The sequence below is a fragment of the Clostridium senegalense JC122 genome (assembly GCF_000285575.1).
Classification (GTDB): domain Bacteria; phylum Bacillota; class Clostridia; order Clostridiales; family Clostridiaceae; genus Clostridium_J; species Clostridium_J senegalense.
On record NZ_HE611054.1, the window covers coordinates 24,994 to 39,414 of the forward strand.

Below are 14,421 nucleotides of genomic sequence, written 5' to 3' on the forward strand. Positions count from 1 at the left end.
CTCCTAAGATCTTCTGATTTCAATTATCTCATACTTACTAGTTCCATCCGGAATTATTGCTTCTACTACATCACCAACACCTTTACCGATAAGGGCACTTCCAACTGGTGACTCGTTAGATATTTTATTTTCCATAGGATCTGCTTCTGCTGACCCTACAATTGCAAACTCAACTTCTTCATCAAACTGAAAGTCTTTAACTCTTACTATAGAGCCTACACTAACTATATCATTGTCTAGTTCGCTTTCATCTACAACTGATGCATTTCTTAACATGTTCTCAAGTTGTATTATTCTTCCTTCTACAAAAGCCTGTTCATTTTTTGCTTCATCATATTCTGAGTTTTCACTTAAATCTCCATATCCTAAAGCAACTTTTATCTTTTCAGTTATTTCTTTTCTCTTCACAGTTTTTAAGAATTCTAATTCTTCTTCTAATTTTTTTACGCCTTCGTACGTCATTACATACTTTTTAGTATCGCTCATTTTCTTCTCCCCTTTAACGATATATAATATAATATAGTTAATTCTATTGATAAACATATTAAAATAATTTGTTTTAGGCATCTGAAAGTAAATAATAAGTCAAAGATGGGAAGTATATTTTGAGTTAGACAAGGAAACAGGTTCCACAGATAGTAGCAACTATCTAAGGGTTCTGTTGACACAGTATAACACAAAATAGACGATCATTCCGACTTGTTTATTTTTTTCAAGATACCTTATACGGTTTAATACTTTAAGTTATTATAAATCAGTAATATAATTGTGTCAATAAAAGGATATTACTAATTAATGTAGGGTTTTGGCATATTTTTTATATCCTATCCACAAAGACATTTTTATATTCAATTAATAGTTCTCTAAGCTCTTCATATTTAGTCATACAATTTACTTTATCTTTTATGTCTGTACAATACCTTAACCCTTTTATGTACCAAGCTATATGTTTACGCATCTCTCTTATAGCCTTTATTTCTTCAAAATATTTTATAGCTAAATCTAGATGCCTTATGCACATTTCAACTTTTTCTAAATCTGTAGGTTTTAACACCTCATTTTTACTAAAAGCATTTTGTATTTCTCTAAATATCCAAGGATTTCCCATAGCTCCTCTAGCTACCATTATACCATCACAATTAGTTAATTCTTTCATTTTTAATGCATCTTCATAAGAAAATACATCTCCATTTCCTATAACCGGAATACTAACTGCTTCCTTTACTTTTCCTATTATGTTCCAATCTGCATTTCCGTTATACATTTGTGCTCTAGTTCTTCCATGAATAGCAATAGCATCAACACCTGCATCTTCTACATACTTTGCAAATTCTACTGCATTTATATTATCCTCATCAAACCCTTTTCTAAACTTTACTGTTACTGGCTTATTACTTACCTTTTTCATCTCTCTAATAATTTCAGATGCAAGCTTAGGATTTTTCATCAAAGCAGAGCCTTCTCCGTTTTTTACTATTTTAGGTACAGGACATCCCATATTTACATCAACTATAGAAATATCCTCTCTTTCATTAAATACTTCACAAGCATGAGCCATTATTTTAGGATCACTACCGAAAATCTGAATAGCAACTGGTCTTTCTTCTTCTGACGTTCTCATAAGAACCTCTGTATTTCTACTTCCATAAAATAAACCTTTTGCACTAACCATTTCAGTATAAACTAACCCACACCCCATCTCTTTGCATATACCTCTATATGCAATGTCAGTAACTCCTGCCATTGGGGCTAAAAACACATTGTTTTCAAATTCAAGGTTTGATATTTTCATTGCATCACCTATTCTTTATTCTTTTCATATATCATTCTTAACCCATCTAATGTTAAAAATGGTTCAACTTTATCTATTGTTTGTGAATCTTGTGCTATTAATGTAGCAAGTCCTCCAGTTGCTATTACAATTGGATCTTCTTCACCTTTAGCCATCATCTCTTTTTTCATCTTATTAACTATATAATCTACCTGCCCTACATAACCACATACAATTCCAGCTTGCATACTTGCTACTGTATTTTTACAAATTACTGTATCTGGTTTTACAAGCTCAACTCTTGGAAGTTTTGCTGCTCTTTCAAATAAAGCATCAGATGAAATTTTTATACCAGGACAAATAGTTCCACCTAAATAATCTGCATTTTTAGTTATAGCACAAAATGTAGTAGCCGTTCCAAAGTCTATTATTATCATAGATTTTTTATAAGTTTCAAAAGCTGCCACAGCATTAACAATTCTATCTGCTCCAACTTCCTTAGGATTATCATATTTTATGTTTATTCCTGTTTTAACCCCTGGTCCTACAACTATAGGGTTTTGATTAAAATATTTTCTAATCATATGTTCTAATGAATACATTATATTAGGTACAACTGAAGAAATTATTATTCCTTCAATATCCGAAGCTTTAATATTATTTTGCTCAAATAATTGCCTAACCTGTATTCCATATTCATCAGAACTTCTTTTATGATCAGTAGATAATCTCCAATCAACCATAAGTTTCTTATCTTTATATATGCCCAATACTATATTAGTGTTTCCAACATCCAATACAAAAACCATAAAATTCACCTCTATACAATTAAAAGCAGCCTTGCCAGCTGCTTTATAGAATCTACTAATAAAAACATTATAAAATAATAATTTAATTTTAACAAGTTAATATATTTTGTCAAGTAGCCTAAATTCTTTACCTCAGCTCTCTCTAATAGCTAAATGAATGTTTTCCTTAGTTTTTCTATTTCTAAGCTTTTATCCATTTAAAAACTTATTTAGTGTCTCCAAGTGAGTACTATGCTTATCTATTAATTCATTTAAAACACTTATAGATTGGGGATTAGTTGAACTATCTAAGTATCTTTTATACTTTTTTACAAGGCTTTTTTCTTTACCTATAACTTCAATAATATCTTCTTTATTTTGAAATAGCATATAACCACTCCTTTTTAATATTATTCTCAATAATAAAAAGGAGTATACTTATTATATATAAGAATACAATCTTAAAATTAATTTTATACATTAGTTAAGAAAAAATAAGTACAAATATAGTTAGTTAATAGTTAACAGGTAAGAGTTAATATTTTAGGATGAAACTGTCAAATATTAGTATGATATTAATCTTAAATCTTCTCATTTGATAAATTCATAAGTTTAAAATTCATTTTAGAACCCTATATAGCGTTCCAAGTTGACTTTTAAAATTATCCATTCCAAAACTTGGATACCTAAAATAGTGAGACATGCTCCGAATCACTTAAAATTCAACACTGTATTTTGTGTGAAAATATTTTAAAGTTATTGAATAAATTTAAATTGGAGCTTGTTTCCCTATACTTCTATACAAAAAATTAATAAAGAGTGCCATATCATGATAAAAATCATTTTAAGGCACTCTATTTTAAATTTTTACTACATTATATTATATTTTAATCACTATCCAAATATGGACAGTAATACTCCTGCTGCAACAGCACTACCGATTACTCCTGCAACATTAGGTCCCATTGCATACATTAATAAGAAGTTTGTTGGATCATACTCTTGTCCAACTACTTGTGAAACTCTAGCAGCCATTGGAACTGCTGAAACTCCTGCTGAACCTATAAGTGGGTTTATTCTTCCCTTTGTAAGTTTACACATTAGTTTTCCTATTAAAACGCCGGATGCAGTTGCAACAGAGAATGCTACAACTCCTAAAATTACTATTCCTATAGTCTTTGGTGTTAAGAAAACTTCTGCTTTAGCTGTAGCTCCAACAGATAAGCCTAAGAATATAGTAATTATGTTTATTAACGCATTTTGAGCTGTATCTGTAAGTCTTCCAACAACTCCTGATTCTTTAAATAAGTTTCCAAGCATTAACATACCTACAAGTGATTTTAATGAAGGTAAGAACAATATTACTAATATAGCAACAACTATAGGGAATATAATTTTTTCTGTTTTAGATACTTGTCTTAATCCCCCCATTTTTATAGTTCTTTCCTTATCCGTTGTTAAAGCCTTCATTATAGGTGGTTGAATCATAGGTACTAATGCCATATATGAATAAGCAGCAACAGCTATAGGCCCCAATAAGTGCGGTGCCAACTTATTAGTTAAGAATATAGCCGTTGGACCATCCGCTCCTCCAATTATTCCTATTGATGCAGCCTCTTGTGGTGTAAATCCTAAAACCATAGCCACTATAAATGCAAAGAATACTCCAAATTGAGCTCCTGCTCCCATAAGCACACTAGATGGATTAGCAAGTAATGGACCAAAGTCCGTCATTGCTCCTACGCCCAAGAAAATTAATGGCGGGAATATTTCTAATTTAACCCCTTTAGATAAATAATAAAGAAGTCCTCCAGCCGCTCCATTTGATGGTTCTGCCATTATATCTGCTAATGGTAAATTTGTTAACAACATACCAAATGCTATTGGTAATAATAATAATGGCTCAAACTCTTTAGCTATAGCTAAATATATTAACAAGCAAGCTACTGCAAGCATAACTATTTCTTTCCAAGTTATTGCTGCAAAGCCAGAGGAAGCTAATAGTTCTTGTAACACTTGTAAAATATTCATTTATTTTGCCTCCTTTTGCTATCCAATAACAGCTAATATATCTCCTGTATTTACAGATGCTCCTTTTGGTACACTAACTTGTACAACAGTACCATCTACTGGTGCCATAATTTCATTTTCCATTTTCATTGCTTCTAAAACGAATAAAACCTCACCTTTTTTCACTTTAGCGCCTTCTACAGCATTTATTTTTACAATAGTTCCTGGCATTGGACTTTCCAATTTTTCTCCTTGAGCAGCTGATTTCTTTTCCGCTACTGGAGTTTCTTGAACCTTTGGTGCAGTTTTTACTGCTGTATTATTTGGTTGAGGTACTGATGTAAACTCACCTTTTACTTCTTCTACCTCAACTTGATAAACATTTCCATTAACAGTTACATTATATCTTTTCATAATAAACAATTCCTCCTTAACAAGCTCTACCTTGAATTATTATTCCAATTAGAATTTGATACCCTTTTTATACTTCTTATATTTAAACCAGAAGTTGGAACATCTAATTGAAGTGATAAGGCCCCAATTATAGCTGCCACGATCTCTGAGTCGTCTTGAAGTTCAACTTCTTCATTTTCTTCAACTTTCGTTACAATAACTGTATCTTCAGGTTTTTCTTTTTTTACATTTTTAGCATTTCTTTTTTCAAAAATGCTGTTTTGAAATTTTATTATAAACATAAGTATAATTAGCACTACAAAAACTATAAGCATAGCAACTACCGATACACCTACTGCAAAAATAAATTTCTCTAATACACTTCCTGTCATATTCTTACCTCCCTAAAGTAGATTTTTTCCATGTTTCTTAGGGTAGCTTAACTCTCTTTTACTTTGTAACATATCTAACATAGCAAATACCATTTGTTTAGTTTCGCTTGGTTTAATAATACTATCTATTAATCCAACTTCTGCTGCTAAATATGGATCTGCATATTCATTTATATGCTCTTTTATTAATTCAGCTTCTTTAGCCTCTTTATTTTCTGCATTAATTATTTCATCTATATATTTATTTTTTATTTGATTCTTTGGATTAGTTAAAGCTATCTTTGCTGTTGGCCAAGCTAAACTTACATCTAAAGCAGATTCCTTACTTGCTAAAGATAAATAACCAGCACCATAAGCTTCACCTATAACTAATGACACTTTTGGAACAGTTGAATCACATAATGCATATATCATAGTACCTACATCACTAGCTACACCATTTATCTCTTCTTTTAAACTTGCTTCAAATCCTAAAGTATCAACAATGCTTAATATTGGTATGTTAAAACTATCACATATTCTTACAAATCTACACACTTTAGTTGAAAGTTTTCTATCTAACTTACTCTTTTCATTACCATTAGCTATAACCCCAACTGTTAATCCATTTAATTTAATTAAATAAGTTTTTATTGCAGACTCTAAATTTTTGTTAACTTCTAAAGTAGAACCTTCATCTGCAATTGTATTTACAACTAATTCTCCATTAAAAGTTTCATCTATAGCTGCTTTATTCAAATTATCTTTTTTATCATTTAAACTATTATCTTCACAAGATAATGGTGCCATTTCCAAACTATTAGATGGTATAAATTCAAGTATTTTTCTTGTAATATTTAATGCTTCTTCCTCTGTTTTTACAACAAAGTTAGCATTTCCACTTTTAATACTTTCTTCACTATTAAATAATTTATTATCTATATAATTGCTTTCTGCCACTCTTAATGAATCATTTGTATTTATACTTAATTTGGATAATCCTTCAATTACAACAATAAAATCACTTAATGTTGCATTAGCAGCCATAATACCATTACATGGTCCAGCTACTACAGATATTTGTGGAATAACTCCATTTAATTTTGAAGTTTTTCTTAAAACCTTTCCATAAGAAGATAAAAGTTCAACTCCTTGTGATATATTGCCACCAATAGAATCAAAAACTTTAATTATTGGTGCACCACATTGTGCAGCCTTGTCCATTATATTGCAGATTTTTTCTGCCGCAAACCTATTAAATGTAGCACCATCTACAGTATAATCTTCTGCATAAATATATACTAACCTGCCATTTATAGTTCCATGACCTGCTATAACCCCTGAACCATTCTTTTTAATTAATCCACCAACTTCTATAAAAGAGCCATTATCTAGTATAGATAAAATTCTTTCTCTAGCAGTTAGTTTCTTTAAGTTATGTTGCATATCAACCTTTTCTTTGCCACCACCTTGGTGTGCTCTATGCATAACTTCATCAAATACATCAAGTTTATCCATCTCATTGCCTCCTGACTTTCAAATACTCATGTTACCCAACAACAATAATATCACAAAAAATTCAGATTGTATACCGATTGTGCAGGTTTTATTTCATTTTTCTGTGTATTGAAAAAAAAGACTTAAAGTTTGCAACTCCTAACTGTAATTCCGTCTTTTTTAGGCATATGAAAATAAGTACTAAATAAAATCCGGAAAACTATTTGTTACGAGATACTAAGGTTAAATCCAGTGATAGTACGGATATATATAGGTTTGGCAGACAAAGCATTTACTACAGATAAGTTAGAATGCTGGTCTACTATTCTTTGATTACGCCTTATATTTTTAAACAACAAAACCCATTATAAACTTTTCAATTTATAATGGGTTTCTTACTAATTTATTTGTTCATTTAGAATGATTCTCAAATTTTAAAATTCATATTTCAAATTATTCATTTAAAATAGTCCTTCTATTACTCCGTCTTCTCTTATATCTATTTTTTCTGCTGCAGGAACTTTAGGTAACCCTGGCATCGTCATTATATTACCTGTAAGTGCTACTATAAATCCTGCACCATTTGATAATCTAACTTCTTTAACTGTAATTTTAAATCCTCTTGGTCTTCCTAAAAGACTTCCATTATCTGATAAAGAATTTTGTGTTTTCGCTACACATATAGGTAATTTATCTGCACCTATTTTTTCTATTTGAGCTATTTGTTTTTTTACTGCTGGAACAAACTCTACTCCATCAGCTCCATATATTTCTTTGGCAATAATTTCAATTTTTTCTTGTACAGAAAGCTTTTCATCATAAAGGACTTTAAAATTACTTTCACTTTCTTCTATAGTTTTCACTACTTTTTCAGCAAGATCTAATCCGCCATCTGCACCTTTTTCCCAAACTTCAGTTAAAGATACTTCTACGCCTTTTTTCTCACAGAAATCTTTTATAAATTCAACTTCTTCATTGCTATCAGTTATAAATTTGTTTATTGCCACAACTACAGGCACACCAAATTTTTGAACATTTTCTATTTGTTTTTCTAAGTTTTCTATACCTTTAGATAAAGCTTCTACATTAGAAACATTTAAATTTTCTTTCTTCACTCCACCATGATGTTTTAAAGCTCTAATAGTAGCTACTAAAACTACAGCACTTGGATTTAAGCTTCCATATCTACATTTTATATCAAAGAATTTTTCAGCTCCTAAATCAGCTCCAAAACCAGCTTCTGTTATTGCATAGTCACCTAATTTTAAAGCCATTTTTGTAGCTAATATACTATTACATCCATGAGCAATATTAGCAAATGGTCCACCATGTATTATAGCTGGTGTATTATCTAAAGTTTGAACTAAATTTGGTTTTATAGCATCTTTCATAAGCATAGCCATAGCACCATTTACTTTTAAATCTTTACAATATACAGGTTCTCCATCTGTATTATAAGCTACTAATATGTTTCCAAATCTCTCTTTTAAATCCATCAAATCATTTGATAAACATAATATTGCCATTATTTCTGAAGCAACAGTTATAGTAAATCCATCTTCTCTTGTAAATCCATTTGCAGTTCCACCTAGACCAACAATAACTTTTCTTAATGCTCTATCATTCATATCAAGTACTCTTTTGAAAAGTACCTTTCTTGAATCTATTTTTAATGAGTTTCCTTGATGAATATGGTTATCTATAGCTGCACTTAAAAGGTTATTTGCTGTTGTTATAGCATGCATATCCCCTGTAAAGTGTAAGTTTATATCTTCCATTGGAACAACTTGTGCATAACCACCACCAGCTGCTCCCCCTTTAACTCCAAAAACTGGTCCTAAAGAAGGCTCTCTTAATGCAATAACTGCATTCTTTTGCATTTTACATAAAGCTTGACCTAATCCTATTGTAACTGTTGACTTTCCTTCTCCTGCTGGTGTTGGATTAATAGCAGTAACTAATATTAACTTACCGTCCTTATTATTTTTCTTTAAAACGTCTAAAGATACCTTTGCTTTATATTTACCATAAAGCTCTATATCATCCTCTGATAATCCTACTTTTTTTAGCTACATCAACAATAGGTAGCATTTTAGCGCTTTGTGCAATTTCAATATCTGTCATCATAATTATAAAACCCCCTTTAAATTTTCACCTAAAAATTTAATACAGAAATATAAAATCATATTCTATATCTTATATACATATGACCTTATATTCTAAAATAATGATAATAAACTATATAATGAACATTCAGATTTTATTTTTTAATTGAAGTTCAAGCTTATTTCACTATACGTTTAACTAATTATTATTAAATTGTATCACTAAATAACATTAAATGTTATACTTACTAAAAATTTTAATTATATTTTTAAATAAAATTTCATTGTTAGTATATTTAATCGGTTTATATCCATTAATTTTAGATGTTATTCTATAATCCTATAGTTGTATACCTATATATTATTATTTTATATTCTACTGAAAATGAAATATTTGTAAATTAATTGTAAATATATAACCCCATTGATTCTCTGTTGTATTTTACATACTTTGTTTTTATTTTTAATATTATTATACGACATGTTACGTATTTTTTCACTATTTTTTTTATATTGTTCGTAAAATAAAAAGAAGGGCTTTTTTTGCCCTTCTTTTTTAATCTTCTTTATCTATAATATCAGCTTTATCTATTGTAGTTTCATTTTCCTCTGAAATTTTATTTTCCACAGTATTTTCTACTACATCTACAGCCTTTTCTTCTTCTAAAGATTTATTTTCGCTTTCAGCTTTTACTTCTAATTCATCTAAACTTTTGCCATCCATAATTAAGTTAAATTCCTCAGCTGTAAGTTTTTCTTTTTCCATAAGAGCCATAGCAACTGCATGTAATTTATCAACATTTTCAGTTAATATTGTTTTAGCTCTAACATAAGCTTCATCAACTAAATCTCTTATTTCTTGATCTATTAATGATGCAACCTCTTCTGAGAAATCTCTTGAATGACCAATATCTCTTCCTAAGAAAACTTCACCTTGTTCTTTACCATATGATATAGGACCTAATTTATCACTCATACCATATTCCATAACCATTTTCTTAGCTATAGAACTTGTTCTATCGATATCATTTTTAGCTCCAGTACTTATTTCTTTAAGTATTATAGCCTCTGCAACTCTTCCTCCTAAAAGACCAACCATCTCGTCTTTTAACTTAGAACGTGATGTATAACTTGTATCTTCATCTGGTAAGTGAAGAGTGTATCCTCCAGCCATTCCTCTTGGAATTATACTTATTTCATGTACTGCATATGAATTTGGAAGATATTTTGAAACAACTGCGTGACCAGCTTCATGATAAGCTGTTAATCTCTTATCTTTTTCACTTATTACTCTAGATTTCTTCTCTGGACCTGCAATTACTCTTGTAATAGCTTCTTCAAGCTCTTCCATTGTTATAACTTTTTTATTTCCTCTTACTGTTAATAATGCAGCCTCATTCATTAAGTTTTCTAAGTCTGCTCCAGTAAATCCAGGAGTTCTTTTTGCTAATACTTTTAAATCAACATCTTCACCTAATGGTTTATTTCTAGAGTGAACTTTTAAGACTTCTTCTCTACCCTTTACATCTGGTGCTCCAACAACTATTTGTCTGTCAAATCTACCAGGTCTTAATAATGCTGGGTCTAGTATGTCTGGTCTATTTGTTGCTGCTATCATGATAATTCCTTCATTAACTCCAAAACCGTCCATTTCAACTAGTAATTGGTTTAATGTTTGTTCTCTCTCATCATGACCACCGCCAAGACCGGCTCCTCTCTGTCTACCAACAGCATCAATCTCATCTATAAATATTATACATGGTGAGTTTTTCTTTGCTTGCTCAAATAAGTCTCTTACTCTTGAAGCACCTACACCTACAAACATCTCAACGAAATCTGATCCTGATATACTAAAGAATGGAACTCCAGCTTCTCCAGCTACAGCTTTTGCAAGTAATGTTTTACCTGTTCCTGGAGGACCAACTAAAAGCACTCCTTTAGGTATTCTTGCACCTACATCTATATATCTTTTAGGACTTTTAAGAAAATCTACTATTTCTGCTAGTTCTTCTTTTTCCTCATCTTCACCTGCTACATCTTTAAATGTAACTTTCTTTTTATCTGGTGTTGCCATTTTAGCTTTACTTTTTCCAAAGTTCATAACACCACGGTTTCCACCGCCTCCACCAGATTGTTGCATAAACATTCCCCAGAATGCTACTAACATTATTATTATTAAGAATGTTGGTAACATAGTAAACCAAAATGGAACCTCTTGTGGCGGTGTAAATGATAAGGATTCTAATCCTTTATTCTCATAATCTTGTTTTAAATCAAGAAAAGCTTTTTCTGGTAAAGCGGTAACATATTTGGTGCCATCTTTTAGTTCACCAACTATTGTCATCCTATCTTCATCCATTTGAGCTGTTTTAACTTTACTATCTTTCCAGTATGTTTCAAATTGAATAGCATTTAACTGCGTAACATTGCCTTTTCCATCATAAAGTGTAAAAGCTGAAACAATTACTAGAATTAAAACTAATAACCAGGCCGTTGCACTCGAAAACTTCTTCACTAAAGGCCCCCCTCTCTTTCTAAAAGTGTTTTAATTTTAAGTTACTAACTATTATATCATAAAGAGTTCAATATGAATTCATATAAACTACTTTTTGTAAACAGATTCTTTTAATATACCTATGTAAGGTAAATTTCTATATCTTTCTGAATAATCAAGACCATATCCAACTAAAAATTCATCTGGTACATCATATCCTAAATATTTAGCATGAACATCTTCTTTTCTTCTTTCTGGTTTATTTAATAAACTTGCTATTTCTAAGCTTTCAGGATTTCTTGCTGCTAAATATTTCATTAAATATTTAAGTGTAACCCCTGAATCAATTATGTCTTCAACTATTAAAACATGTTTTCCTTTAACTTCGAAATCTAAATCTTTTATAATTTTTACAATACCTGAACTTTCAGATGAATTGCCATAACTAGATACAGCCATAAAATCCATGTAGCATGGTGTTTTTATTTCTCTTAAAAGATCAGACATAAACATAACAGATCCTTTTAATATTCCCAATACCAATAAATCTTTACCTTTATAATCATTGGTTATCTGAGCTCCTAATTCCTTTACTTTTGCCTTTAGTTCTTCTTCTGATATTAATACCTCTTTTATATCTGCCTCCATAAATTAACCTACCTTTCTATTGATATACGTAAAATATTTTTAGTATTTCTATCAATTTTAAATTTCTCACTTACTCTAAACCCAACTATCCATGATATTTCATTATCAAAACATATTAATGGAATAAAATCTCGTTCTTCCCTAGGAACCTTCAAATCAATAAAAATATCTTTTATCTTTTTACTCCCCTTCATTCCTAGCATTGAGAATTTATCTCCATTTTTTCTGTATCTTATAGAAATATCACCTTTAATTTTATCTAAATCGAAATATTTTATCATATCATTATTTTCCATTTTAAAATCTTTCTTATTATATATAGATTTTAAAGTTATATATTTTGATAATTCATCACAATATATTTTTTCATCTATATTTAACTTTAGATTAAAGTTGGTATCATCTTTTTGTTTAGTATTACATACATAAATATGTATATCCTTATAAACATTGTCAACTCTTATTCCTTCTGGTAACATTAAGGTTTTACCAGTATTGTGATTATACAATTTAATTATGTCATTAATGTGACCACTTTCTATGTTATATAAATTGCCTTTTACTTGCATTATAGCCATTCTTAACACTCTTGAAACTATAGATTTATGCTCACTAAATGCATCTTTATATATTATAACTCTATCCTGTTTTTTATAACAATATTTTTTGAATATTTTTTTGGAAAAATCTTCTACAAATTCATTATCTTCATTAATTACCCTAGACATTCTATTAAGAGTTTTTATTATATCTTTATTAAAATGTTCTTCTATATATGGAATTAATTCTAATCTCACTTTATTTCTAGCATAAATATTCTCAAAATTTGTTTTATCGATAGCTGGTTTCAAATTATTATCATCACAGTATTTTTCTATTTCTTTTCTTGAAGTTTCTATTAGCGGTCTTATAAAAATTTCATCTCTAACTGGTTTTATTCCAACCAATCCTTCTATGCCAGAACCTCGCATCATTCTCATAAGCACAGTTTCCGCTTGATCATTTAAATTATGAGCAATTGCTACTTTAGTATACCCACATTTATTCATTAATTCCTCAAAAAAATTATATCTTGCTTCCCTACCAGCCATTTCATGGGATACTCCTTTAGACTTCGCCATTTCATCAATATCTATTCTTCTAACATGAAAATCAATATTTCTTTCATTGCAAAAGTTTTCACATACCTTTTCATCATTTTGGGCATCTTCTCCTCTTAAAAGATGATTTAAATGAGCTGCTCCTATTTTTACATTTAATTTATCTTTTAAGGAGTCTAAAACATGTAGTAACGCCATAGAATCTGGTCCACCTGATAACGCAACTAAGATTTTATCGTTATTTTTTATCATACTATAAGTATTTATTGTACTTAAAACTGTATTTTGCAAAACATTATCACTTCCTATTATTACAATGTTCATTTAATCATATTATCACAAATTATAATTTAATAAAAGAAAAAGAACAAATATTATATTGAAATCATTATTCATTATTCACTATTTTTTATAAAATTATCTTATGTATTTATAAAAGTAATCTATGTATTAATATTAAATGTTAATTAACTTTTTAACAACTATTATTTTTAAATACAAACTATTTATTAATTTTCGTTAATAGCTTAATTTAGTTAAAAATTTAAGTCATTACTACGTCTTTCTTTCCTAGTAATACTAAACGTATTTTTAAACCTAGTTCTGCTAACAAAATCTAAGTAAGCAATAAATTATGATCTTAGCTCCATAACAAATGTGACAGGCACGGTAAATTTATTTACTTCACTTAAAATTAGATGCTCTCCTAGCTTTGTACTTCTTAGCTAATAAATCAAAGCCAGTCCCTAGCAATTCAAAAGAAACTGGTGATCCGGTTTCCTCCATCATTGTCAAATGTCAATTGTCCATTGTCAATTATATAATGTTCTTAATCCTTAATTTTTTTATTTTATTCCCATAACAAGATAAGTAAAGAACCAGTACCACTATTTTAGTTTTAGTAAAACTTTTAAACACGTAATTTACTAAAGTTCTACTTCCATCACAAATTGGACTTTTCTAGTTAAGAACATTAAGAGTTAATAATTAATAATTGTGGTTATTACTATTCGCTTTGCTCCTAGTAATACTAAACGTATTTTTAAACATAGTTCTGCTAACAAAATCTAAGTAAGCAATAAATTATAATCTTAGCTCCATAACAAATGGGACAGGCACGGTAAATTTATTTACTTCACTTAAAATTAGATGCTCTCCTAGCTTTGTACTTCTTAGCTAATAAATCAAAGCCAGTCCCTAGCAATTCAAAAAAAACTGGTGATCCAGTTTACTCCATAATTGTC

The 14,421-nt window shown here is 29.7% G+C and carries 11 protein-coding genes and 1 pseudogene; all 12 read right to left on the bottom strand.

Annotation, left to right across the window (positions count from 1 at the left end):
• Positions 1-3 precede the first annotated feature (3 nt).
• The 12 genes and pseudogenes from greA to tilS all read right to left on the bottom strand — a co-directional run bounded on the left by greA (position 4) and on the right by tilS (position 13,468).
• Positions 4-486, bottom strand: a complete 483-nt coding sequence (greA, locus tag CSGHG_RS16170; protein ID WP_010297669.1) for a transcription elongation factor GreA — start codon at positions 484-486, stop codon at positions 4-6.
• A 331-nt stretch (positions 487-817) separates the two neighbouring features.
• Positions 818-1,792, bottom strand: a complete 975-nt coding sequence (gene dusB / locus CSGHG_RS16175) for a tRNA dihydrouridine synthase DusB (RefSeq protein ID WP_010297671.1) — start codon at positions 1,790-1,792, stop codon at positions 818-820.
• An 8-nt stretch (positions 1,793-1,800) separates the two neighbouring features.
• A complete protein-coding gene (locus CSGHG_RS16180; protein ID WP_010297674.1) occupies positions 1,801-2,580 on the bottom strand; it encodes a type III pantothenate kinase in 780 nt (259 codons plus the stop codon).
• Between the two features lie 189 nt (positions 2,581-2,769).
• A complete protein-coding gene (locus CSGHG_RS16185) occupies positions 2,770-2,949 on the bottom strand; it encodes a hypothetical protein (RefSeq protein WP_026022409.1) in 180 nt (59 codons plus the stop codon).
• A gap of 504 nt (positions 2,950-3,453) precedes the next feature.
• Positions 3,454-4,590: a sodium ion-translocating decarboxylase subunit beta gene (locus CSGHG_RS16190; protein WP_010297678.1), complete on the bottom strand. Its 1,137-nt coding sequence runs from the start codon at positions 4,588-4,590 to the stop codon at positions 3,454-3,456.
• Between the two features lie 18 nt (positions 4,591-4,608).
• Positions 4,609-4,983, bottom strand: a complete 375-nt coding sequence (locus CSGHG_RS16195) for a biotin/lipoyl-containing protein (RefSeq protein WP_010297681.1) — start codon at positions 4,981-4,983, stop codon at positions 4,609-4,611.
• A gap of 26 nt (positions 4,984-5,009) precedes the next feature.
• Positions 5,010-5,354, bottom strand: a complete 345-nt coding sequence (locus tag CSGHG_RS16200) for an OadG family protein (protein ID WP_010297683.1) — start codon at positions 5,352-5,354, stop codon at positions 5,010-5,012.
• Positions 5,355-5,366: 12 nt separating this feature from the next.
• The gene (locus CSGHG_RS16205) at positions 5,367-6,851 is read right to left on the bottom strand and encodes an acyl-CoA carboxylase subunit beta (RefSeq protein WP_010297685.1); all 1,485 of its coding nucleotides are present in this window, start codon (positions 6,849-6,851) and stop codon (positions 5,367-5,369) included.
• 440 nt (positions 6,852-7,291) lie between these two features.
• Positions 7,292-8,957: pseudogene (locus CSGHG_RS21210) on the bottom strand (formate--tetrahydrofolate ligase).
• Between the two features lie 534 nt (positions 8,958-9,491).
• Positions 9,492-11,450: an ATP-dependent zinc metalloprotease FtsH gene (gene ftsH, locus CSGHG_RS16215; protein ID WP_010297692.1), complete on the bottom strand. Its 1,959-nt coding sequence runs from the start codon at positions 11,448-11,450 to the stop codon at positions 9,492-9,494.
• 87 nt (positions 11,451-11,537) lie between these two features.
• Positions 11,538-12,077, bottom strand: coding sequence for a hypoxanthine phosphoribosyltransferase (hpt, locus tag CSGHG_RS16220; protein ID WP_010297695.1), 540 nt, complete (start codon positions 12,075-12,077; stop codon positions 11,538-11,540).
• 8 nt (positions 12,078-12,085) lie between these two features.
• Positions 12,086-13,468: a tRNA lysidine(34) synthetase TilS gene (gene tilS, locus CSGHG_RS16225; RefSeq protein ID WP_010297697.1), complete on the bottom strand. Its 1,383-nt coding sequence runs from the start codon at positions 13,466-13,468 to the stop codon at positions 12,086-12,088.
• Positions 13,469-14,421 lie beyond the last annotated feature (953 nt).